21 protein-coding genes are annotated in these 22,498 nt (G+C 40.0%); 18 read left to right on the top strand and 3 right to left on the bottom strand.

The features are described from left to right. Positions 1–140 precede the first annotated feature (140 nt). The 5 genes from AB3G73_RS08090 to AB3G73_RS08070 all read left to right on the top strand — a co-directional run bounded on the left by AB3G73_RS08090 (position 141) and on the right by AB3G73_RS08070 (position 6,425). On the top strand, positions 141–3,269 hold the full coding sequence (locus AB3G73_RS08090) for a SusC/RagA family TonB-linked outer membrane protein (protein ID WP_367744418.1): 3,129 nt from the start codon (positions 141–143) through the stop codon (positions 3,267–3,269). Between the two features lie 14 nt (positions 3,270–3,283). Then, entirely contained in the window at positions 3,284–4,765 is a 1,482-nt protein-coding gene (locus AB3G73_RS08085; protein ID WP_234132883.1) for a RagB/SusD family nutrient uptake outer membrane protein, read from the top strand. A 182-nt stretch (positions 4,766–4,947) separates the two neighbouring features. Beyond that, a complete protein-coding gene (locus AB3G73_RS08080; protein ID WP_122135901.1) occupies positions 4,948–5,205 on the top strand; it encodes a hypothetical protein in 258 nt (85 codons plus the stop codon). After that, complete coding sequence (locus AB3G73_RS08075; protein WP_148364897.1) at positions 5,196–5,522, top strand: type II toxin-antitoxin system RelE/ParE family toxin; 327 nt, start codon at positions 5,196–5,198, stop codon at positions 5,520–5,522. The genes AB3G73_RS08080 and AB3G73_RS08075 overlap by 10 nt, the downstream gene beginning before the upstream one ends. Positions 5,523–5,627: 105 nt before the next feature. Continuing rightward, positions 5,628–6,425, top strand: coding sequence for a hypothetical protein (locus tag AB3G73_RS08070; RefSeq protein ID WP_148364898.1), 798 nt, complete (start codon positions 5,628–5,630; stop codon positions 6,423–6,425). Positions 6,426–6,517: 92 nt separating this feature from the next. Here the strand turns inward: AB3G73_RS08070 and AB3G73_RS08065 are convergent, their stop codons facing one another. Continuing rightward, positions 6,518–7,723: an MFS transporter gene (locus AB3G73_RS08065; RefSeq protein ID WP_148364899.1), complete on the bottom strand. Its 1,206-nt coding sequence runs from the start codon at positions 7,721–7,723 to the stop codon at positions 6,518–6,520. 161 nt (positions 7,724–7,884) lie between these two features. On the opposite strand from AB3G73_RS08065, the gene AB3G73_RS08060 reads away from it, so the two are divergent. The 7 genes from AB3G73_RS08060 to AB3G73_RS08030 all read left to right on the top strand — a co-directional run bounded on the left by AB3G73_RS08060 (position 7,885) and on the right by AB3G73_RS08030 (position 15,888). Next, the gene (locus AB3G73_RS08060) at positions 7,885–8,130 is read left to right on the top strand and encodes a GlsB/YeaQ/YmgE family stress response membrane protein (protein ID WP_005678015.1); all 246 of its coding nucleotides are present in this window, start codon (positions 7,885–7,887) and stop codon (positions 8,128–8,130) included. 40 nt (positions 8,131–8,170) lie between these two features. Then, positions 8,171–8,458, top strand: coding sequence for a YtxH domain-containing protein (locus AB3G73_RS08055; protein ID WP_148364900.1), 288 nt, complete (start codon positions 8,171–8,173; stop codon positions 8,456–8,458). Positions 8,459–8,848: 390 nt separating this feature from the next. After that, positions 8,849–9,922: a substrate-binding domain-containing protein gene (locus AB3G73_RS08050; protein ID WP_258981233.1), complete on the top strand. Its 1,074-nt coding sequence runs from the start codon at positions 8,849–8,851 to the stop codon at positions 9,920–9,922. A 21-nt stretch (positions 9,923–9,943) separates the two neighbouring features. Continuing rightward, positions 9,944–10,756: an SDR family oxidoreductase gene (locus tag AB3G73_RS08045; protein ID WP_195649477.1), complete on the top strand. Its 813-nt coding sequence runs from the start codon at positions 9,944–9,946 to the stop codon at positions 10,754–10,756. A 32-nt stretch (positions 10,757–10,788) separates the two neighbouring features. Next, positions 10,789–11,958 (top strand): mannonate dehydratase, encoded by a 1,170-nt coding sequence (gene uxuA / locus AB3G73_RS08040; RefSeq protein ID WP_148364903.1) that lies wholly within the window; start codon positions 10,789–10,791, stop codon positions 11,956–11,958. A gap of 142 nt (positions 11,959–12,100) precedes the next feature. After that, positions 12,101–13,939: a sensor histidine kinase gene (locus AB3G73_RS08035; protein WP_367744409.1), complete on the top strand. Its 1,839-nt coding sequence runs from the start codon at positions 12,101–12,103 to the stop codon at positions 13,937–13,939. Continuing rightward, positions 13,936–15,888 (top strand): sensor histidine kinase, encoded by a 1,953-nt coding sequence (locus AB3G73_RS08030; RefSeq protein WP_367744405.1) that lies wholly within the window; start codon positions 13,936–13,938, stop codon positions 15,886–15,888. The genes AB3G73_RS08035 and AB3G73_RS08030 overlap by 4 nt, the downstream gene beginning before the upstream one ends. On the opposite strand, the gene AB3G73_RS08025 is transcribed toward AB3G73_RS08030, so the two are convergent. Next, entirely contained in the window at positions 15,866–16,414 is a 549-nt protein-coding gene (locus tag AB3G73_RS08025; protein WP_234132888.1) for a 3'-5' exonuclease, read from the bottom strand. The genes AB3G73_RS08030 and AB3G73_RS08025 overlap by 23 nt on opposite strands. Before the next feature lie 75 nt (positions 16,415–16,489). Between AB3G73_RS08025 and AB3G73_RS08020 the strand changes: the two genes are divergently transcribed. Continuing rightward, on the top strand, positions 16,490–17,314 hold the full coding sequence (locus AB3G73_RS08020) for a helix-turn-helix domain-containing protein (RefSeq protein ID WP_148364905.1): 825 nt from the start codon (positions 16,490–16,492) through the stop codon (positions 17,312–17,314). 80 nt (positions 17,315–17,394) lie between these two features. Continuing rightward, positions 17,395–17,811 carry a pyridoxamine 5'-phosphate oxidase family protein gene (locus AB3G73_RS08015; RefSeq protein WP_148364906.1) on the top strand — a complete coding sequence of 139 codons (417 nt, stop codon included), beginning with the start codon at positions 17,395–17,397 and terminating at the stop codon, positions 17,809–17,811. 179 nt (positions 17,812–17,990) lie between these two features. Here AB3G73_RS08015 and AB3G73_RS08010 read toward each other — a convergent pair whose 3' ends face one another. Then, entirely contained in the window at positions 17,991–18,266 is a 276-nt protein-coding gene (locus tag AB3G73_RS08010) for a putative quinol monooxygenase (RefSeq protein ID WP_004297114.1), read from the bottom strand. Positions 18,267–18,659: 393 nt separating this feature from the next. Between AB3G73_RS08010 and AB3G73_RS08005 the strand changes: the two genes are divergently transcribed. From AB3G73_RS08005 to rsgA, 4 genes are all read left to right on the top strand, one after another. Further along, complete coding sequence (locus AB3G73_RS08005; protein WP_367744389.1) at positions 18,660–19,499, top strand: RteC domain-containing protein; 840 nt, start codon at positions 18,660–18,662, stop codon at positions 19,497–19,499. Positions 19,500–19,607: 108 nt separating this feature from the next. After that, the gene (locus AB3G73_RS08000) at positions 19,608–20,210 is read left to right on the top strand and encodes a DUF1062 domain-containing protein (protein WP_148364909.1); all 603 of its coding nucleotides are present in this window, start codon (positions 19,608–19,610) and stop codon (positions 20,208–20,210) included. An 85-nt stretch (positions 20,211–20,295) separates the two neighbouring features. Beyond that, the gene (locus AB3G73_RS07995; protein WP_195649480.1) at positions 20,296–20,997 is read left to right on the top strand and encodes an SIMPL domain-containing protein; all 702 of its coding nucleotides are present in this window, start codon (positions 20,296–20,298) and stop codon (positions 20,995–20,997) included. Between the two features lie 217 nt (positions 20,998–21,214). Then, positions 21,215–22,303, top strand: a complete 1,089-nt coding sequence (rsgA, locus tag AB3G73_RS07990) for a ribosome small subunit-dependent GTPase A (protein WP_367744379.1) — start codon at positions 21,215–21,217, stop codon at positions 22,301–22,303. The last annotated feature ends 195 nt before the right edge of the window (positions 22,304–22,498 follow it).

Below are 22,498 nucleotides of genomic sequence, written 5' to 3'. Positions count from 1 at the left end.
TAGATATTTTTTGTTTCACGAATGTACTACCTTTCGTTGATTTATACTAGCAATCCTCTAAAAAATGTTTCGTTTCCTAAACAAAAAAGTTCAATGTACTGTTAGTTACAACAAGCAAATAAATCTTAAGCCACAAAATTATGAGAATCTATTTACGTTTATTAGTCGTGTCTCTTCTGCTTTTTGCAGGAAATATAGTATATGCGGAAGCACAGCAGGAGAAACGCGTGACAGGCACGGTGACTTCTGAAGGAGAACCTTTGCCTGGTGTCTCCGTACAATTGAAAGGAGCATCTTCCGGCACCATTACCGATATGGATGGAAAGTATTCGATTGAAGCTCCTGCTACCGGCACTTTAGTGTTCCGTTTTGTAGGAATGAGAACGGTGGAACAACCGGTGAATAACCGGAGTGTGATTAATGTTACGTTGGAATCGGAAAGTAAGGAACTGGAAGAAGTAATGGTAGTAGCTTATGCTACCGCTAAAAAGTATAGTTTTACCGGAGCAGCTTCGACGATGAAAGCAGGTGAGATTGAAAAGTTACAGACTTCCAGCATATCACGTGTATTGGAGGGTACGGTATCCGGAGTACAGGCGAGTGCGGCAAGCGGCCAGCCGGGTACGGATGCGGAAATCCGTATTCGTGGTATCGGATCTATCAACGCTTCCAGCGCTCCGCTTTATGTAGTGGACGGTGTCCCGTTCGATGGTAGTGTGAACTCTATCAATCCGGATGACATATCTTCGATGACAGTATTGAAAGATGCGGCCTCTGCTGCTTTGTATGGTTCCCGTGGTGCAAACGGTGTGATTATTATCACCACCAAACAGGGAGATCAGAATACCAAAGCAACAGTAAAGGTAAAAGCTTCGTTAGGAGGTTCCAACCGTGCCGTACGCGATTATGATCGTGTCAGTACCGACCAATACTTCGAATTATATTGGGAAGCACTTCGCAATCAGTACGCTAAGAGTGCGGATTATACTCCGGCAACTGCCGCGACGCAAGCATCCAAAGACTTGGTAACGAAATTGATGGGAGGTGGTCCGAACCCCTATGGCCCTCAATATGCGCAACCGGTCGGTACAGATGGAAAGCTGGTGGCAGGCGCCCGTCCGTTATGGAATTCTGACTGGAGTGACGCCATGGAGCAACAGGCACTTCGCACAGAGTTAAATCTAAGTGTTTCCGGAGGTGGAAAAGCGAATCAGTATTTCTTTTCTGCCGGATACCTGAATGATAAAGGTATTGCACTCGAATCCGGTTACCAGCGTTTTAATCTTCGTTCCAATATCACCAGCGAGATGACTTCCTGGTTGAAGGGAGGTGTCAACTTGAGTTTCGCACATTCCATGCAGAATTATCCGGTTTCGTCCGACTCCAAAACCAGTAATGTGATTACCGCAGGACGTACCATGCCGGGATTTTATCCCATTTATGAAATGAATACGGATGGTAGCTACAAATTGGATGAGAGTGGAGACCGTATTTATGACTTCGGTTCCTATCGTCCTTCCGGTTCGATGGCAAACTGGAACCTTCCGGCTACTTTGCCTTTGGATAAATCGGAACGAATGAAAGATGAAGTCTCCGGCCGTACTTTTCTGGAAGCTACAATTATTGAAGGACTGAAATTCAAGACAAGTTTCAACTTCGACTTGATCAATTATAATACGTTGGATTATACGAACCCGAAGTTAGGTCCGGCTAAAGAAAACGGAGGCGGCGTCAGCCGGATGAATACCCGTACTTTCTCCTGGACGTGGAATAATATCGCTACGTATGACAAGACAATCGGTGAACATCATTTTAATGTCCTTGCCGGTGTGGAAGCCTATTCTTACCGTTACGATGAACTGACAGCATCACGTTCTAAGATGGCACAGCCTGATATGCCGGAATTGGTAGTCGGCTCACAGCTGACCGGAGGTTCGGGATATCGTATCGACTATGCATTGGTGGGTTATCTGACTCAAGCGTTATATGATTATCAGAATAAATATTTCTTCTCGGCATCTTATCGTCGCGACGGTTCTTCACGTTTTGCGCCCGAAACCCGCTGGGGAAATTTCTGGTCGCTGGGTACTTCCTGGCGTATCGACCGGGAAGAGTTTATGGCAAGCACTTCCGACTGGTTGTCTGCCTTAACTTTGAAAATGAGCTATGGTGCACAAGGAAACGATAACCTGGGTACGTATTATGCGAGTAAAGGACTTTATACCATTGTTTCCAATCTGGGAGAAAATGCGTTAGTGTCCGATCGTATGGCGACCCCGAACCTGAAATGGGAAACGAACCTCAACTTTAATGTAGGTATCGACTTCTCCCTGTTCAATAACCGTTTTTCCGGTTCGTTTGACTTCTTTACCCGTCGTTCGAAAGATTTGCTTTACTCACGTCCGATAGCTCCTTCCCTGGGATATGGTTCTATTGACGAGAATGTAGGAGCCTTGAAGAATACAGGTATAGAAATGGTGTTGAACGGAACGATTATCAATCAGAATGGTTGGGTATGGAAACTGGGGATGAATCTGACACATTATAAGAATAAGGTGACGGATCTTCCTTTGAAAGATATGCCGCAAAGTGGAGTGAACAAGTTGCAGGTAGGCCGTTCTGTTTATGATTTCTATATGATAGAGTGGGCGGGAGTAGATCCGGAGAACGGAGATCCGTTGTGGTATATGGATGAAGAAGATGAAAATCACAATCCGACCGGAAAACGTGTCACAACAAACGATTACGGTTCGGCTGACTATTATTACGTCAATAAATCGTCTCTTCCGAAGGTGTATGGTGGATTCAATACCTCTCTTTCCTGGAAAGGATTTGATCTTTCTGCCACCTTTGCATATAGTATCGGTGGATATATCTACAATCGTGATATTACAATGATTTTGCACAACGGAAGTCTGGAAGGACGCGACTGGTCGACGGAGATTCTAAAAAGATGGACTCCCGACAATCGTTATACAGATGTTCCTGCTTTGAGTACTACCACTAATAACTGGAACTCGGCTTCTACCCGTTTCTTGCAGAATAATTCGTATATGCGATTGAAAAACCTGACTCTTTCCTATAACTTACCCAAACAATGGATTAGTAAGTTAGCATTGAGCAGTGTGCAGGTATATGTACAAGGAGATAATCTGTTTACCATTCACCGGAATCAGGGACTAGACCCTGAACAGGGAATTACCGGTATCACTTATTACCGCTATCCGGCTATGCGAACCATCTCCGGAGGTATCAACGTTTCTTTCTAAATTCAGACTAAATTATGAGAAAAATAAAAATTAAATCCATTCTTGCCGCAGTTGCCGGACTTTTCCTGGCAACGAGTTGTAGCAGCAGTTTTTTGGATACGGACCCAACGGATGCGGTAAGTTCAGAAAAAGTACCTGTGCCCGAAAATGCGGAGGCACTTGTGAATGGTGCCTGGTATAATCTGTTTGATTATTCAAGTACCTATGCCAATATCGGTTATCGGGCACTTCAGTGTCTGGACGACATGATGGCAAGTGATGTTGTTTCCCGTCCGAAATACGGTTTCAACTCTTCGTATCAGTTTAACGATATAGCGTTGCCTTCAAACAATAGAACAGAGTTTGCTTGGTATCTGATATATAAAACGATCGATAACTGTAATACTGCCATTTCCATCCAGGGAGATTCGGAGGAACTACGGCAAGCGCAGGGACAGGCATTGGCATTACGTGCTTTCTGTTATTTACACTTGGTACAGCATTATCAATTTACTTACTTGAAAGATAAAGATGCTCCGTGCGTTCCTATATATACCGAACCGAGTAATAGTTCGACAGTTCCGAAAGGAAAATCAACGGTGGCACAGGTCTATCAGCGTATTTTTGATGATCTGAATCTGGCACAGGATTATTTGAAGAACTATGTCCGGAGTGGTGATAATCAGAAATTCAAACCGAATGTTGCCGTAGTGGATGGCCTCTTGGCTCGTGCTTATCTGTTGACAGGGCAGTGGGAAGAAGCAGCGAAAGCAGCTGAAGCTGCACGTACAGGATATGCGTTGATGACAACTACGGCCGAGTATGAAGGCTTTAATAATATTTCCAATAAAGAATGGATATGGGGATTCCCTCAAATACCTTCCCAGTCGGATGCCAGCTACAACTTTTATTATCTGGATGCAACATACGTCGGAGCTTATAGTAGTTTTATGGCCGATCCTCATCTAAAAGATACCTTTACCGAAGGTGACATTCGTCTGCCTTTGTTTCAGTGGATGCGTGAAGGGTATCTGGGATATAAGAAATTCCACATGCGTGCAGACGACACAGCTGATCTGGTCTTGATGCGTGCTTCTGAAATGTATTTGATAGAAGCGGAGGCGAAAGTTCGTGATGGAGTGGCTTTGAATCAGGCTGTCATTCCGTTGAATACGTTGCGCAATGCCCGTGGAGTGGGAGATTATGACGTGACAGGGAAATCGCAGGAAGATGTTCTTAATGAGATTCTGATGGAACGCCGCCGCGAACTTTGGGGAGAGGGATTCGGTATTACAGATGTACTCCGTACACAGGGTTCCGTAGTACGTACTGCTTTATCTGATGAAATGCAGAAGACAGAAGTCGATTGCTGGCAGGAGGGTGGTAGCTTTGAAAAACGAAATCCTCTGGGACATTGGTTCCTTAACTTCCCGAACGGTAAACCGTTTACAGTAAATAGCACCTATTATTTGTATGCTATCCCCCAGAAAGAAATAAACGCTAACCCTAACATATAAAATAGCTCTCTTAATTTTTTGACTTTGACCTTAACTTGTAGACCGGTATACGTCGTGACGATGCATACCGGTCGTTTTCTTTCTTCTGTTAAGTATGTTAATAGAATAGAGTTTCGTAGGTTATGTAACTGTTTTATTGTAACTTTGTATAATAAAGAAAGGAGATAATTAATATGTCTACAATGGAACTTAGGGCTTCACTTCTTAAAGAGGTGGCTGCTATTATTGCTGATGATGATCTAACGGCTGAAGCTTTAAAAGCCTTAAAAGCTTTGCGTCGCAAATCGCGTGTTGCGCGTAAAGAGCAGGAAGCGGAATCTCCCTGCAAAGATGAAATAGAATGTATAAAGAAACGTGCAGAAAGTGCTTTAGTACGCTATAAACAAGGAGAATATGCTTCGCAGGATGAGATGTTGAAGCGTACGGAACGATGGAAATAGTATGGGATTACGAGGCATTGGATGACTTAGAGGTCATCCTTTGTTATATTGAAACCCAGTTTTCGATGAAAGAGGCTCGCCTTTTCAGACAACAAGTTGTACATGTTATTCGGAATTTATGTGAGTTTCCATTTCTTGGAAAAGTAGAGCCTTTGCTGGAGGATTTTGAAGAGATGGAATTACGCTCTATTCCTGTTGATAGACTATGCAAACTTGTGTATGCAGTTATGAGTGATCGTGTTTTTATTATCGCCCTTTGGGATACTCGTCGTAATCCCAAAACTTTAGAACATGAGGCTAAAGGAAGACTTCGTTAATAATTAGAATAAATAATATAGTGACTTATTGGAATACCGTATGGTGAATATTAGTATTTTTGTAGGATAATTATTACTCACACTCACAAATTAACAAATTAAAGTATGAAAACTAGACTTTTATTTTTATTGTTGTTCATTGGCTTAGGATTAGTATCCTGTGATAACGATGATGAACGTTTCTTTCTTTATGAAATAGATGATATTTATTTCCCAGATCAACCTATTAGTGATATAGTAATGGAGATAACTGATGGTGCTGCTGTAGGAATGACAGGTGGGGTAGCTCCTTATACTGTAGAAACTGGTGATGAAGAGATAGCAAAAGCTAAGATTCAGGAAGAATATGGTTATGTGATGATAGCTCCCGTTCAATTGGGAACAACATTTCTTGTAGTGAAAGATGCGAATGGACTGACTGCTAAAATTGATGTAAAGATAATCAAAGGTACGAAATCGTTTACTACAAAGAAAGTAAGTGTAAAAGTCGAAGGACTTGAGGGTGATGAGAAAGTAGATTTAGAAAATCAAGTTATTGCAAGCTCGGATATGCATGTAACTGGCGGAATTAAATTTATTTATGATACAAAAGATAGTGGTACGCTTACTGTAATTCCTTCAAAGGATGATATATCTAACATTATTACTGCTTCTTTTACCAGAGAGATAAGGCAAACGGATGAAAAGACATTTACTTCTTTTATTTATGTGAATTATAATGATATAGACCATGTGCTTTATTTCACCTCTCCGGAAAAAACTCCATCAGAAGATGATGCTACTCGCGCTCTTGGCCCACTGTATTGTTGGTTAGTAGAAGATGTAACGAAAATATATAATAAAACATATCCCAATGTCACTTCTGTGAAACGTATCTATGAAGGGCAATCAAGTAGATATTGAAGCTAAAAATGTGAAGACGAGTTCAGATTATAAATAATATAAATCGCCCCACTATAATCATTATAGCAGGGCGATTTTATTTATATAGATTTCTATCCAATCTTTTTCTTCTTCAAATTAGGCAAAAAGAACGTGACTAATCCCAGTAGCGGCATATAAGCACAGATGTTATATACATATTCAATGCTCGTTTTATCCGCTAAATTGCCAAGTACGGCAGATGCTACACCGGCCACTCCGAAAGCAAATCCAAAGAACAAACCGGATATCAATCCAAGTTTGGTAGGAAGCAACTCCTGTGCATAAAGCAATATGGCAGGAAAAGCGGAAGAAAGCATCAATCCCACACAGAAGCTAAGGATAATAGTCCACAGCAGATTGGCATGTGGCATTAGTAAACTGAATGGGGCAGCTCCTAAAATAGAAGCCCAAATCACGTATTTACGTCCAATTCGGTCACCTACCGGTCCGCCAATTAATGTTCCGATAGCAGTAGCTACCAGGAAGATAAATAAATATAGCTGCGAATCTTGTACGCTTACATTGAATTTATGAATCAAGTAGAAAGTATAATAACTCGTGAGACTCGCCATATAGATATATTTGGAGAAAATCAGGATCAGCAATATCGCGATTGAAAGGGCCGTTTTATCCATAGGCAAAGGAAGATGAACAGGTTTTCTGATACTGACAGTCTGTGCTTTCATCCGGTTTAGATATGATTTATACCATTTGCAAATGGGGTACATCACTCCGATAGCAGCTAAGGCCACAAATGCAAAAACGATGAGATGTTGCCTGCCATAAGGAGCCACCAACAGGGCAACCAACAAAGGACCTAATGAACCTCCGAAGTTACCACCTACCTGAAAGAGTGATTGTGCCAGTCCACGTTTTCCGCCGGAAGCAAGGAACGTGATACGGGAGGCTTCCGGATGCAGTACGGAAGAGCCAATTCCGATTAAGAATACGGAGGCTAATATCCAGTATAGATTATCAGAGAATGCTAAGTTTATCAAACCAATCAGTGTAAAGCTCATTCCGATAGGCAATGACCATGCGACGGGATGCTTATCAAAGAAAATTCCGGTAATCGGTTGAAAAACTGAAGCGGAAAGTTGATAAACTAGTGTGATAAGTCCGATTTGCGCGAAACTAAGTCCTAAATCATCTTTGAATAAAGGATAAGATGCTGATAGCACCGACTGTAAGAGATCGTTGAGGCAATGCGAAAGACTCAATGCAATCAAAATGGAAAATGTAATTTTTCCTACGGGTTGTTCCTGATTCTGTACCATAATACCTATTTACTTTTGAAGTGTTCCTGAAAAATTGGCTGCAAAGGTACGTAAACTTCCCGTTTCTCTAAGACTAAGGATTGTAAATAGTCGTTAATTCGGTTTTGTGTTATTGAACTATTCTTCATACCCACTGTTGTTAAATAAAAAAGGAGGATTATATGAGCTTTATTTGGTATATCATTATTGGTATTGTGGCTGGATTCCTCGCAGGTAAAATAATGCGCGGCGGAGGTTTTGGTCTTGTTATAAACTTATTACTTGGTATTCTTGGAGGTGTACTGGGCGGTTGGGTATTTGCCCTTTTCGGACTGGCAGCTTCAGGACTGATCGGAAGTTTGATAACTTCCACCGTAGGAGCTATCCTTGTATTGTGGATTGCTTCCTTATTCTCGAAATCTAAATAGATATATAATTTATTTTTAATCCTAAAAACAGAACTTAATTATGGAATGTAGACATGGGAATTTCTGGATTGGACTTGGAATTGGGTCAATCCTCGGCGCAGTAGCTTATCGTCTTTCACGTACAGCAAAAGCAAAACAATTAGAAAGTGAAATTTATAATGCTATCCATCGCATAGGTCGTGATGCTGAAATAGCTGCTGCTCATGCTGAAAGAAAAGCAGTGGATCTTGGACTTAAAGCAGTAGAAACCGGTGCGGAAATTGCTGATAAAGTAGCGGAAGAAGCCGATAAAGTGGCCGGAAAAGCAAAAGATAAGTGGGGGAAATAAGCCCTCCAAAACGGGTAATCGTTTTAAATAGAATCGGTTACCTGTTTTGTTTTATATATGTATAATCTTTTATTTCTAGCCTCATCAGTCATTATCTGAATAATGTGTGCTCGAACACATATTGGTGTATATTCCCCATTATTTTCACTTCCTTCAAGAATAAAAAGCTACTTTTTTTCTGATTTCTCATCTGATAAGTGCTTTTTTCTCTATACTATCTTTACTTTTTCTTATGTTTAACAACATGTATACTTCCTGAATGTTGTAGTTAAATTGTTGATTATTAATAATATATTCTTTGTTGTGTATTATGTGTGTGCGCACACACTATTGCTTAATTCAATAATTCATTTTACTTTTGCCGATGAAAAACAAGATACTTATCAATAGATGGATAAAGAGTTTTCAAATATTCGGATTGTAGACATTGCCAAGATGGCAGGTGTCTCTGTTGGCACGGTAGATCGTGTCATCCATAATCGTGGAAGGGTATCTGAAGAAAATAGGAAAAAGGTACAGGCGATTTTGGAAATGGTACATTACCAGCCCAATCTAATGGCACGTTCATTGGCAGCCTCCAAAAAGCAATATCATCTCCTTGCAATTACTCCTTCTTTTGTTCAGGGAGAGTATTGGGAAGCTATTTCCGAAGGTATAGATAAAGCGGCGTCGGAAATGGAATCGTATAACATCACCATTACCAAACTCTTTTTCGATCAATATAATAACAAGACTTTTGATGATATCATCCGCAATCTGCTGCATGAGAAAGTGGATGGGGTACTGATTGCGACTCTGTTTACGGATTCTGTTATCCGGCTTTCGCAGGAACTTGACAGGAATGAAATACCTTATGTATATGTTGACTCCAACATTGGAGGGCAACATCAACTGGCTTATTTCGGAACGGAGTCTTATGATGCCGGAGTGATTGCTGCCAGATTATTGATGGACCGGCTTTCTTCGTCTTCCGATATATTGATGGCGCGAATTATTCATAGTGGGAAGAATGACTCTAATCAGGGAAAGAACAGGCGGGAAGGTTTTTGCCATTATCTCACGCAAACAGGATTCAATGGAAATCTGCACGAAGTGGAATTGAAAATAAATGATTCAGTGTATAACTTCATGAAGCTGGATGAAATCTTTGAAGCTAATCCAAACATAAATGGGGCTGTTATTTTTAATTCAACTTGCTATATCTTAGGGAATTATCTGAAAGCGAGAGGAATGCAGTCTGTCAAACTGGTTGGTTATGACCTTATCGGGAGAAATACACAGTTACTTTCCGAAGGTGTGATAACCGCATTGATTGCACAGCGTCCGGAGCGTCAGGGATATGAGGGTGTTAAATCATTGTGCAATCATCTGTTATTCAAACAGAACAGTGAAAAGGTGAATTTGATGCCTATCGATATTCTCCTTAAAGAGAATCTGAAATATTATCTGAACAATAAATTATAAACATATAAATTTGTAAGAACCATGAATGAATTATTTAACGTAAAAGGCAAAGTAGTTGTTATTACCGGTGGAGCTGGTATTTTAGGTAAGGGTATTGCTGCGTATCTCGCAAAGGAAGGTGCAAAAGTGGTTGTGCTCGACAGGAGTGAAGAGGCAGGAAAAGCATTGGTAGACAGTATCAAAGCCGAAGGAAATGAAGCCATGTTCCTTTACACGGATGTGATGGATAAGGAAGTGCTGGAAGGTAACAAGATAGAAATCATGAAGGCTTATGGCCGTATTGATGTATTATTGAACGCTGCCGGAGGTAACATGGCAGGTGCAACTATCGCTCCGGATAAGACTTTCTTCGATTTGCAGATTGATGCATTCAAGAAAGTGGTGGATCTGAACCTTTTCGGTACAGTATTGCCTACAATGGTATTTGCAGAAATTATGGTGGAACAGAAGAAAGGTTCTATTGTAAACTTCTGTTCAGAATCGGCTCTTCGTCCATTGACCCGTGTGGTAGGTTATGGTGCGGCAAAAGCGGCCATTGCCAACTTTACTAAATATATGGCCGGTGAACTGGCTTTGAAATTCGGTAACGGTCTGCGTGTAAATGCCATCGCTCCGGGATTCTTCCTGACCGATCAGAACCGTACGCTATTGACTAATCCGGATGGTTCTCTGACTGACCGTTCAAAGACCATTCTCGCTCATACTCCATTCAACCGTTTCGGTGAACCGGAAGACCTTTATGGAACAATCCATTATCTGATTAGCGATGCTTCTAACTTCGTAACAGGTACAGTAGCTGTTATCGACGGTGGATTTGATGCATTCTCAATTTAATAATTAATACTTTATACTTAATACTTATCATTATGTATTTATGTGAACAAACTTGGCGCTGGTATGGTCCTAACGACCCGGTTAGCTTGTGGGATATTAAGCAGGCAGGCGCTACAGGTATAGTAAATGCTCTTCATCACATTCCAAATGGTGAAGTGTGGACAGTAGAAGAGATCATGAAGCGTAAGCAAATGATTGAGGAAGTGGGTCTGACATGGTCTGTGGTAGAAAGTGTACCTGTACACGAACATATCAAGACGCAGACGGGTGACTTCATGAAATATATTGAAAACTATAAGGAAAGCATCCGTAATCTGGCGAAGTGTGGCGTAATGGTAGTTACTTATAACTTCATGCCTGTATTGGACTGGACCCGTACAGACCTTGCCTATACAATGCCGGATGGCTCTAAAGCACTCCGTTTTGAAAAGGCAGCTTTTGTAGCTTTCGACCTTTTCATCTTGAAACGTCCGAATGCTGAAAAAGATTACACTCCGGAAGAAATTGCCAAAGCGAAAGCCCGTTTCGAGCAAATGAGCGAAGACGACAAGAAATTGTTGGTTCGTAACATGATTGCCGGACTTCCGGGATCGGAAGAAAGCTTTACTGTAGAACAATTCCAGGAGGCATTGGACCGTTATAATGATATCGATGCCGAGAAGCTTCGTTCCAACTTGATTTTCTTCTTGAAAGAAATAGCTCCTGTTGCCGATGAAGTAGGAGTAAAACTAGTGATTCATCCGGACGATCCTCCTTATACTATCTTGGGCTTGCCACGCATTTTGAGTACGGAAGAAGATTTCAGAAAATTGATTGAAGCCGTACCTAATGAATCTAACGGCCTTTGCTTGTGTACAGGCTCTTTCGGTGTACGTGCTGACAATGACCTTGCCGGTATGATGGAACGTTTCGGTGACCGTGTCAACTTCGTACATTTGCGTAGTACGCAGCGTGACGAAGAAGGAAACTTCTACGAAGCCAATCATCTGGAAGGGAATGTAGATATGTACAGTGTAATGAAAGCTCTTATTCTTTTGCAACAACGTCGCAAATGCTCTATCGCTATGCGTCCTGACCACGGTCATCAGATGATTGATGACTTGAAGAAGAAAACCAATCCGGGATATTCTTGTCTGGGCCGTCTTCGCGGATTGGCAGAACTTCGTGGATTGGAAATGGGTATTGCAAAATCTATTCTATAAGTAGAATACCTTTTTATAGTTGAATAACCCTCATGTCAGCAACTTATTATGCTGGATGAGGGTTATTTTTTATTTGTGTAAATTGTATATGTCTCTTTTTTAGCTATATTTGTCCCTTGTACCACACTAACAAAAGAAACAGATGATAAAACAATCAATGCTGACTCTATTATTATTTATTTCGGGAAGTATAGCTGCTTATGCCATGGAATACCCGTCAGAGTTAGAACTTCTTTATCAATTGTCCGGTAAGAATTTTATTTTAAGTAGCGTAATTCCGGAAGACAGCATTGTCCGTTTATCCACTCGACTTGAGTCAGAAGCATTTGAAGCCGAAGATTTTGAAAACTATTTCAGAATAGGCCAGATCAAGGTGAATTCTTATTGCCTCAAAGGGGATATAGGAGTTGCCACTAATGAAGCGAAGCTGATGTATGAGCATGCGCAAAAAATGAATTCGGCTATAGGAATAGTATTGTCACTTCAGGCAATAGGTGGTACATATCTGAATTTGGATCAGCTGAAACAGGCCTTTGACACTTTTGTTGAGGCAGAGAACCGGCTGGATTTTCGAGAATCGGACCCAATTCCTGTGAGGTTATATTTACAGATAATTCATGTCTCTTACCTGTTGGGAGATATGCCTGCTATGCATACTTATTTAGACAAACTTTCAAAATTGCACCATCGTTTGATTGTGGCAAATGAGTATTATGATTATTATGCGCTATGTTATGAAACCCTTTATCAGATTGGGGTGAAGAATGCAGCGAAAGCTTTGGAACTTTTGGTCCGTTTGGATTTGATGAAAGATACAAATCCATTATATAAGCGTTGGTATTATTGGGTGAAGTTCAAATATAATGAGTTGGAGCAGGATTATGAAAATGCATTGGCTTTCGTTGATTCTAATTTGGTTGAGATAAGAAAGAACGGTAATTTGAATGAATACCGGAATGCTATGGTTGATAAAGCAGGGTTCCTTGAAAAAATGCAAAATATAACCGAGGCTTGTGATATGTATGTCGAAGTCAGGAAATTGACTAAGTCATTGGATATGCAACGTTATACACGTCAGATTGAACATCTTCATACTACTTATCTAGTGGACCAGCTGAAAAGTGAAAATAAATCGGTGTACAGTTCATTGTATAAATGGACTATCATTTGTTGTACCATAATTCTGTTGGGTGGTATTGCTATCTTTTATATGGTTTGGCGAAAAAATAAGGTATTGATCGTTTCCCGTAATAAGTTGCAAGTGGTTCGTGAAGAAACCACTCGCTCTATTCAATCGAAGAGTATGTTTCTTTCTAATATGAGTCATGAATTACGAACTCCTTTGAATGCTATTGTCGGTTTTTCTGGGATTTTGGTAAACTGCGAAGACATGGATGCGGACACGAAACGCCAGTGTGGTGCAAGTATTCAGCAAAATGCAGATCTTTTGCTGAAACTCATTAAGGATGTAATGGATTTGTCGGAGTTGAATATTAACGAAATAAGATATACTTGCAATACCTATAATGTGGTAAATATTTGCCGTATGGTTGTTGACACAGTAGATAAGGTCAAGCAAACTTCTGCTGTTATCCAGTTCTGTTCTTCTGTAGATGAGTTGTCATTATATACAGATAGCGGGCGTCTGCAACAAGTACTGATTAATTTATTGATTAATGCTACTAAGTTTACAAAAGAAGGGAATATTATATTAAGACTAGCAGTAGATACAGAAAAGCAAGAAGCTGTTTTTATGGTCGAAGATACAGGATGTGGCATACCGCTGGAAAAGCAACCTAATATATTCGGACGTTTTGAAAAATTGCATGAAGGAGTATCAGGAGCTGGTCTGGGACTGTCTATCTGTCAGTTGATTGTCGAACATTTTGCAGGGAGAATATGGATTGACCCCACCTATACAATGGGAGCAAGATTTGTTTTCACTCATCCGTTACCATTATCTAATAACCAGACTTTATGAAACGTTTACTCTATATATTACTTGTCGTGTTTTTGTTTCTTTCTTTAGGTGTCAGGGCGCAGGAAGAGAGGAAGAAAGAGTTATTACGTGAATTGGCGGAATCTCCCGGTGATACTACCCGTCTTAATATTTTGTATGAGTTATCAGTGGTTACAAAATATCAGCCATTGGTTCGGGTTTATTATCTTGATCAGTTAATAAAGGAGGCGGATAAGCAAAAAAACGATTTTTTTAAATGTCAGGTTTATCTGAACCGGATATTTATGGCATATAATTCTTTGGATGCCCCGGCATTGCATTATTGGTTCTCCCTCCTTGAACCTTTAACGAGGAAAAATAACTATTATGATTTACAGTTTCAGGGTAAAAGGTGTGTGATAGACTTCTTTCAATTGAGTGGTGAATATGAGAAAGAAGAACGTGAATCCAAGTTATTATTGTACGAAGCAGAAAAAGCTGGTAGTGTGATAGGGATGGTTGTTGCTATTCAATCTTTGGGAAACGCATATATTGTCACATACCGGGATGAAGAAGCGTTGGCTGCATACGAGAAGGCTTATGCCCTTTCTTGTAAAATTGGTAATCCTGCATTAACACTTGAAATAATCCATTCTGTGACAGAGGTCGTTCAAAAGATAAAAGATTATCCTAAATGGCTTAAATATATCAAGCTGGAAGAAAGCTGTATAAATGAGAGCATACGTCATTCAAAAGTGAACTTCTCATTGCCAAGTTGCATCCTTATGATGTATATTCACTATATGGCGTATTATACAACGGTTGGGGACATCGATATGGCGAAATATTACTATCAATTGGCTGACAATACTTATCATATGTTACCGGAAGCTGCCTTGTATCGGGAATATTATGCGCGGGCGAGCAGTGATTATCTGCGAAAATCCGGACAGTATGAGAAAGCATTGGCACAGGTCGATACGTTGATGAGGTTGTTCCATCCTGTATCGGCTTTAAATTATAATACGGCATTTGAAGAGCGTGCGGAAATCTTACATTTGATGGGGCGTGATGCAGAAGCGCTTGATTTGTTAAAAGTGGCAAAGAAAAGACGTGATTCTTTGCAAATAGAGCTTTTGAATACGCAAACAGAGCAAGTCAAGAGTATCCATGACGTTTATTTGTTGCAACAGGAAAAAGACCGCAATTATCGTTATCTTCAGGTAATAATAATATCTTTTTTAGTTGTCTCTATTATTACGATTACGGTTTTTATCATTTATACCTATCGTGCTCGTAGAAAACTGGAACATGATGAAGCTGAAATGCGTAAAATGGCATACGAAGTTGAGCTTGCCAACTCTGCAAAAGAGCGTTTTTTATCCAATATCAGTACTTCTATCAGCCAACCTTTGGACATGGTGGTTGAGAGTTCCTTGTTTTTAGTTTCAGAGCAGCAGATTGAGGATAAACAGCGCGTTGCAATCTCCGAAGTTATAAATAAAACTTCGTCGGATCTGATGCGGTTGATTAATGATATTCTGGATCTCTCACGTTTGGAAGCGGGTATGATGCGTTTTGTGTTGAGTGATGTCGAAGTGTTTTCTCTGATTCAGGATGTCGTAGCAGGAAATTCAATTGAGTCTGGAAGAAAAATAAATATAGTGTGTCCGCAGTCAGTTTTATTCTGGTCGCACATCGATGGTACACGATTGCTGAATGTTTTCAATAATTTGTTTGCTATTGTCATTCCGGGGAAAGAACTACAAGTTTCTATAGAGGTAAACGGAGAGGAGACGGAATTGATGATTAAAGTACATGGCACATTACTGGCCAGTCAGGGCTTATCGCAAGATATGATTATCCGCAATGAGATAAATCGCATGATTATTAATCATTTCGAAGGCGTATATGAGAGTAGAATAGAAACGCAGACTCCTTATATCTATTTTACGGTTAGAGGGTATCTCACTTCGTTTGACCAAAGCTAAGCATGGAGGCCGATATCGTATTATCCGGTTCGGGAATAATATGCAAAGCTATTTGTGCGCAAGCTTCTGCATCGGCAAGTGCGTGATGATGGTTCGTTAAGTCATATCCGCACCGGGCAGCTACCGTATGTAATTGATGATTGGGTAATTCTTTTCCGAATACCTTTCTCGAAGCGCGGCATGTGCAGTGAAACTTGTAATTAGGGTAAGTCATCTCCCACAGTTCGTGAACTGCCCGAAGGCAACCTTCGTCAAAAGGACTGTTGTGCGCTACAAGTGGCAGACCGTCTATCAACGGTTTGATTTCCGCCCATACTTCCGGAAATTCATCAGCTTCCATCGTGTCGTCATAAGTTAAGCCATGGACAGCTGTTGTCCATTGAGTATAATAATTAGGGCGGGGACGGATCAGGCGATAGATTTTATTCGTTATTTTCCCTTCCCTTACAATGACAACTCCCACACTGCATACACTGGTACGTTTGCCGTTGGCTGTTTCAAAGTCTATAGCTGCAAAATTCCTCATTTTATTTTATTGTTTTGGAATACAAATGTATGAATTAGAATTTATTCTCTTTATATTTGTCTGTAAAATATATCCATGTATACAGAATATCAGCCTTCTCATTTACTTGTTCCCTACATTGATAACTATTGGGAATTTAAGGGCAATCCGGAATATGGTATGCGCATCCATATTCTGCCGGATGGTTGTACCGATTTTATATTTACGCTGGGAGAGGTGGCTAATGCTGTTGAAGAAGGAAGTCTGATTATGCAACCTTATCGTTCCTATTTCGTAGGACCCATGACGAAGTACTCCGAACTTGTCACTTATGCTGAATCCGTTCATATGTTTGGCGTTCGTTTTTTACCTTGTGGTCTGTCTTGCTTTACAAACCTGCCTTTGCACGAGTTTGTGAATAGCAGAATCAGTGTTAATGAGATGAAGGCTGTTTTTGATGACACTTTTATTGAAAAATTAGGTGAGCAGAAGCATGTGGCAGATCGAATACGAGTAGTGGAGGAATATTTGCTGGCATATTTGGCGCGCCATTATCAGCCTGCTGATTCGCACGTCGCTATGGCAGTGAACATGATTAATCATTCCGGAGGAAAACGTTCAGTTCGCAGCTTGATGGATGACGTCTGTTTGTGTCAGCGTCATTTTGAGAGGAAGTTCAAGCATTATACCGGATTTACTCCTAAAGAATACAGCCGTATTGTCAAATTTAAGAATGCTGTGGAATTATTGAGAACCACGACATCAGCCAACCTGTTGACTACGGCGGTTGATGCAGGATATTATGATTTAGCGCATTTTTCAAAAGAGATTAAGTCGATGTCCGGCAATACTCCTGCGTCTTTTCTTTCCCTTACAGTTCCGCAAGAAACCACACTTACTTATATCGAGCCACAGAGATAGATTGGTAAAAGTCGCTTTTTTACAATAGAATGTGAAGATATGCCGTTACCTTTGCAAGGTTAATAAAAACCAATCAGTTTATGACCACAAAAACAATGAAAGAGAAAGCAGCAGAATTGTTGCAAAGATGTGAAGTAGTTACCCTTGCTTCTGTGAATAAAGAAGGTTATCCCCGTCCTGTACCGATGAGTAAAATCCTGGCAGAAGGAATTGCCACTATCTGGATGTCTACCGGGGCAGATTCACTAAAAACAATAGACTTCTTATCGAATCCGAAAGCAGGATTATGCTTTCAGGATAAAGGAGACAGCGTGGCGTTAACGGGGAAAGTGGAAGTTGTAACCGACGAAAAGATGAAGCAGGAACTTTGGCAGGACTGGTTTATCGATCATTTTCCCGGTGGCCCCGCTGATCCCGGCTATGTCTTGTTGAAATTTGAATCGAATCACGCAACTTATTGGATTGAAGGAACATTTATCCATAAGAAACTCGACTAATTTTACTCGGAAAGATAAGGAATACCGGATTGATTTAATGAGAGTGTGTCAAAACGCAGATTATCGCAGATTATTTCAATTGTATTGATGTATTAATCGACGACTTATAAAATTATTTCTGCGATAATTTGCGTTAATCTGCGTTTTATTATTCATTATGACACACCTTCGTAATTCATTTAGAATTCGAATTTCTCTAATTTCATTTCAGCCAATTTCTGAATGATACCTACATATTGAGCGAAATGAGGAGATTTTTCGTGTGCTGCCAATACTTCGGCATTCTGCCAAGTTTCGCAAATCATGAAAACGTCAGGACGCGTGCTGCTTTCGAAAGTATCATAAGCAATGCATCCTTCTTCTTTTAAAGAACAGGCAGTCAGTTCTTTTGCCGCTTTTATCGCTTCTTCGCGGTTGGATTCGTTTACACGAACAAAAACATTTAATCTGATCATAGTCTTTTTAATTTATATGATTAAAAGAATCACTTTCTCACAGTATCTGTGAAAAGCCGAAGGCAAAGATACTATTTTTCTATACTTCTGGTGAGCTTATTTCAAAATTTCATATAAACTTCATGCCATCCTGAAAAAACTATTATATTTGCATCTGAATTCTAAAAGCAATGATTTTGGGCACAATTCTTAAATTTGTTATAGCTTACTATTAGCCTCATAAACCACAGGCTAATTTCTTTCGTTTGAGTAGTTCTATACTTGAACAGGTTTTTCATTTTATCATTTTTATTATTCACTGCATCGTTTTTCAAGACTGATGCAATTTAGCTATTCAAGCTTTCAGTCCGGTTCATAGTAATCAGATGGGAGTGGTGGATGCGTTGAGAATGAATGGAAAATTTCGTAAGAAATAGTAAGCTGAACATAGAAGAAGAAATAAAAAGGATCGAGCTACAGTCGGTTGATCCTTTAGATAGAATCAGGCAGATCATTGGTGTCCTACAGGTTTCACTGACTTCGCTGAAAACAGCAGTTGCCGGATATCAGTTTCGAAATGATGAAGAAGAGATTCTTTTCTTTAAAGTATCGAAACCGCAGATTTCCGGTCTGTTGATGTTTTATGTCCGTTTGTATCAGATTGAAAAGAATCGTATCGGCAAATCTCTGTCCTCCCAATGCAGATATCTGAAGATTGAATTGGAGAACCTGCAAAAAACATTTTCGAATAATAGCTTTTATGAATATTATCGTGCCGGTCGGACAGAGTTTGATAACCACTATTTTATTCGGGAGAATTATGATATTCTTTCTGATATACATTGTCATCTATTGGATAGAGATACTTCTTTTACCACCTTGCATGATTCGAGTGTTGCAGAAATTCTGGCGAATAATCGTTTGATAGAATATGTATCGGAGGAAATAGAGCAACTGACAGAGAAACTTCATCTTAAATTTACTTTCATTGTAGACAGTAAGCTGTTGCAATGGACGGACAGTAAAGTGGCTTTGGTTGAGTTTATCTACGCTTTGTATGCAGGTAAATGCTTTAATAATGGAAATACGAGTTTGAAAGACATTGCTTTTTGTTGCGAAACACTGTTTAATATCGAGATAGGTGACTTTTATCGTATATTCTTGGAAATCAGGAATAGAAAGAAAAGCAGGACTCAATTTCTGGATAAGTTGAAAGAACAGATTATAAAGATGATGGATGAGCTTGACAGATAAATTTCAGGGCGTCTTGTGACATCTTGTGAATTATACAAATGGCTAATCTCCAACTTTGCGGAGAAATATAATTGATTCACAAAGAAAGATAACCGCTTTTGTATAGTTATGGAAACAACATTTACATGGGAAATAAGGGTGAAGAATTGCCCCTTATTAATTAAGAAATGCAGTCACTGTGATAGTGACCGCTTTTATTGCAGTGATAAGTTCAGGATGAATGCACAGAAGAAAAACATTGATGTCTGGCTGATTTATAGATGTGTGAAATGTGATAACACTTGTAATATGACTCTGTTATCACGAACAAAAACCGACTTGATTGATAAGAAGCTCTTTCACAGCTTTTCTATGAATGACAGGGAAGTTGCCTGGCAATATGCTTTTTCTGCCGGAGTGGCAAGCAGGAATAATCTTCAATTAGATTATGACAGTGTTGAATATGAAGTGATAAATACCGTCTCTTTAGAAGATATCCTGAATATGAGTAGTGAGATCATAAGTATCCGAGTCAAATGTGATTTCGACTTGAACCTTAAATTATCTTCGTTGATAAAAAGATGTCTTCCTCTTTCCAGTACCCGCTTGAAGCTGCTGTTTGAAAAAGGGTATATTTCTTTACTTTCCGGCAAAACATCTTCCAAGTGTAAGGTAAAGAATGGCGATACTATTTTGATAGATCGAAAAAGCCTGATTGATTTCTTGGGATAAAATCGGTTTTACAGTTTTTTTTAATAGCTTTGTGAAATGATCATTCGCATTCTGTAAAAGAGGTTGTACTATTAAGATTGAAGATATGAAAAAGGTATGTTTATTCGCTTTTATTTTGTTTGCTTGGAGTATCGTTGTGAATGCACAGGAAAGTGATGGACGATACGTTGAAGTGACCGGTTCTTCTGAAATAGAAGTCGTTCCGGATGAGATTCATTTTCTGATTCAGATTAAGGAGTATTGGCAAGAAGAATACACCGGTAAATCAAAAAAAGAAGAAGATTTCCGGACGAAAGTGCCATTGGCAATGATAGAGAAAGATTTGCGTAAAAGTTTGCGCAAAATAGGAATAACGGATGATGCTATCCGCACACAGGAAATAGGAGATTATTGGCGCCAGAGAGGAAAGGAATTTCTGATAGGTAAGCAATTGGATATCCGGCTTACGGATTTTGAGCAGATTAACTCTATTATTCGTTCGGTCAATACGTGGGGAATTGAGTCCATGCGCATCGGAGAACTCAAACATAAGGATTTGCCAATGTATCGGAAACAGGGTAAGATTGAAGCACTGAAGGCTGCCCGTGAGAAAGCATCTTATCTGGTGGAAGCGATGGGGCAGCAGTTGGGTGAAGTGATTCGTATCATCGAGCCTGCCGATAATAACATAAGCCGTTATCTTCCTTTCGAGGCGCAGAGCAATGTAAGCATGGGGGCGGCAGCTACCGAGCAGTACCGGGTTATCAAGCTACGGTATGAAATGACGGCTCGTTTTGCCATTAAATAAAAATAGTCTATCTTTGTCGCATGACAAGAAATAATAAATCGGATTTGGTTTAGTAAACAATCTGTGTTGCTGATACAGATTGTCCTTTCGTTTGCTCTCGGATGATTCCTTTCGGGAGTACTCTTTATGTCTTTATAATTTCAATTTTTAACTTGCGTACAAGGGTGCTAAAAGCATCGTGGTGCTTTGTAACGTGTGCGCTGTATACATTAAGATCATGAATAACGAAAATCAAACAATTCACAAATTCGACGTTAATTTAAACTGGTATGGCTGGAATGATAAACTAAGCCGACTAAAACAAGAATCACTCTACAGCACTCTTCTTCATGGACGTATATCCATAGTACACCGTACCTGCTACGAGGTCGTTTCCGAAAACGGATTGTTTCAGTGTGAACTCACGGGAAACATGATGTGTGGGAAATCTGATGCTGAATTACCCTGTACGGGTGATTGGGTGCTTTTTCAACCATTTGATGAGAATAAAGGGATTATTGTCGATATGCTGCCTCGTGAGCGGACATTGTATCGCAAGAAAAGCGGTACAGTTGCCGATAAGCAGGCCATTGCTTCTTACGTCGATAAAGCATTTATTGTGCAGAGCCTTGACGATAATTTCAATGTTCGCAGAGTAGAACGTTTTATGGTTCAGGTATTGGAAGAAAACATCAAGCCTGTATTGGTACTTAATAAATCCGATTTAGATTTTGACAGGCAGAGTGTTGAAGAACAAATAAAGCATATCTCCAATCAGATACCCGTATTTTTTACGAGTATTCATCAACCCCAAACGATTCTCCGGCTGCGGGAATCCATATCAGAAGGAGAAACTGTTGTATTTGTCGGTTCTTCGGGTGTCGGGAAAAGTTCTCTGGTAAATGCACTCTGTGAAAAATCTGTGTTACTTACCTCCGATATAAGCCTGTCCACAGGAAAAGGCCGGCATACATCGACCCGTCGGGAAATGGTATTGATGAATGATTCGGGTGTTTTAATCGATACTCCGGGTGTGCGTGAATTTGGCTTGGTTATCGACAATCCGGATTCACTGGCCGAAGTACTTGAAATCTCTGACTATGCAGAATCGTGCCGTTTCAAAGATTGTAAGCATATCAACGAACCGGGTTGTGCTGTTTTAGAAGCAGTCAATAGCGGTGTATTAGACTATAAAGTTTATGCAAGCTATCTGAAACTTCGCCGGGAAGCGTGGCACTTTTCTGCTTCCGAACATGAGAAACGTAAAAAGGAGAAGTCCTTTACAAAACTTGTAGAAGAAGTAAAGAATCGTAAGGCAAATCGCTGATTTCTATTTAAACGATGCAGGTATTGGAATTTATTTTTTTCTTCAAAAGAGCAAAAAAGTTTTAGCTGCGCAAAAAGGCTGCGCACCACTGCATCTATCTTTGTCGAAGAAACAAGAAAACAGGTCAAGTACGGGTTACTTCAACAACTCATTTAAGGTATGGAAATCACTCATACGATTATCCGTTTTCCTGTT

Source organism: Bacteroides sp. L008 (assembly GCF_040812255.1).
GTDB classification, from domain to species: domain Bacteria; phylum Bacteroidota; class Bacteroidia; order Bacteroidales; family Bacteroidaceae; genus Bacteroides; species Bacteroides vicugnae.
The sequence above is the reverse complement of the archived record's forward strand: the minus strand, read 5'-3'. Positions and strand labels throughout refer to the sequence as shown.

Excerpts from the sequence above, each read along its gene's own strand:
- AB3G73_RS08090 (WP_367744418.1), top strand. The coding sequence starts at position 141 with ATGAGAATCTATTTACGTTTATTAGTCGTGTCTCTTCTGCTTTTTGCA.
- AB3G73_RS08085 (WP_234132883.1), top strand. The coding sequence starts at position 3,284 with ATGAGAAAAATAAAAATTAAATCCATTCTTGCCGCAGTTGCCGGACTT.
- AB3G73_RS08080 (WP_122135901.1), top strand. The coding sequence starts at position 4,948 with ATGGAACTTAGGGCTTCACTTCTTAAAGAGGTGGCTGCTATTATTGCT.
- AB3G73_RS08075 (WP_148364897.1), top strand. The coding sequence starts at position 5,196 with ATGGAAATAGTATGGGATTACGAGGCATTGGATGACTTAGAGGTCATC.
- AB3G73_RS08070 (WP_148364898.1), top strand. The coding sequence starts at position 5,628 with ATGAAAACTAGACTTTTATTTTTATTGTTGTTCATTGGCTTAGGATTA.
- AB3G73_RS08065 (WP_148364899.1), bottom strand. The coding sequence starts at position 7,723 with ATGGTACAGAATCAGGAACAACCCGTAGGAAAAATTACATTTTCCATT.
- AB3G73_RS08060 (WP_005678015.1), top strand. The coding sequence starts at position 7,885 with ATGAGCTTTATTTGGTATATCATTATTGGTATTGTGGCTGGATTCCTC.
- AB3G73_RS08055 (WP_148364900.1), top strand. The coding sequence starts at position 8,171 with ATGGAATGTAGACATGGGAATTTCTGGATTGGACTTGGAATTGGGTCA.
- AB3G73_RS08050 (WP_258981233.1), top strand. The coding sequence starts at position 8,849 with ATGGATAAAGAGTTTTCAAATATTCGGATTGTAGACATTGCCAAGATG.
- AB3G73_RS08045 (WP_195649477.1), top strand. The coding sequence starts at position 9,944 with ATGAATGAATTATTTAACGTAAAAGGCAAAGTAGTTGTTATTACCGGT.
- uxuA (WP_148364903.1), top strand. The coding sequence starts at position 10,789 with ATGTATTTATGTGAACAAACTTGGCGCTGGTATGGTCCTAACGACCCG.
- AB3G73_RS08035 (WP_367744409.1), top strand. The coding sequence starts at position 12,101 with ATGATAAAACAATCAATGCTGACTCTATTATTATTTATTTCGGGAAGT.
- AB3G73_RS08030 (WP_367744405.1), top strand. The coding sequence starts at position 13,936 with ATGAAACGTTTACTCTATATATTACTTGTCGTGTTTTTGTTTCTTTCT.
- AB3G73_RS08025 (WP_234132888.1), bottom strand. The coding sequence starts at position 16,414 with ATGAGGAATTTTGCAGCTATAGACTTTGAAACAGCCAACGGCAAACGT.
- AB3G73_RS08020 (WP_148364905.1), top strand. The coding sequence starts at position 16,490 with ATGTATACAGAATATCAGCCTTCTCATTTACTTGTTCCCTACATTGAT.
- AB3G73_RS08015 (WP_148364906.1), top strand. The coding sequence starts at position 17,395 with ATGACCACAAAAACAATGAAAGAGAAAGCAGCAGAATTGTTGCAAAGA.
- AB3G73_RS08010 (WP_004297114.1), bottom strand. The coding sequence starts at position 18,266 with ATGATCAGATTAAATGTTTTTGTTCGTGTAAACGAATCCAACCGCGAA.
- AB3G73_RS08005 (WP_367744389.1), top strand. The coding sequence starts at position 18,660 with ATGGAAAATTTCGTAAGAAATAGTAAGCTGAACATAGAAGAAGAAATA.
- AB3G73_RS08000 (WP_148364909.1), top strand. The coding sequence starts at position 19,608 with ATGGAAACAACATTTACATGGGAAATAAGGGTGAAGAATTGCCCCTTA.
- AB3G73_RS07995 (WP_195649480.1), top strand. The coding sequence starts at position 20,296 with ATGAAAAAGGTATGTTTATTCGCTTTTATTTTGTTTGCTTGGAGTATC.
- rsgA (WP_367744379.1), top strand. The coding sequence starts at position 21,215 with ATGAATAACGAAAATCAAACAATTCACAAATTCGACGTTAATTTAAAC.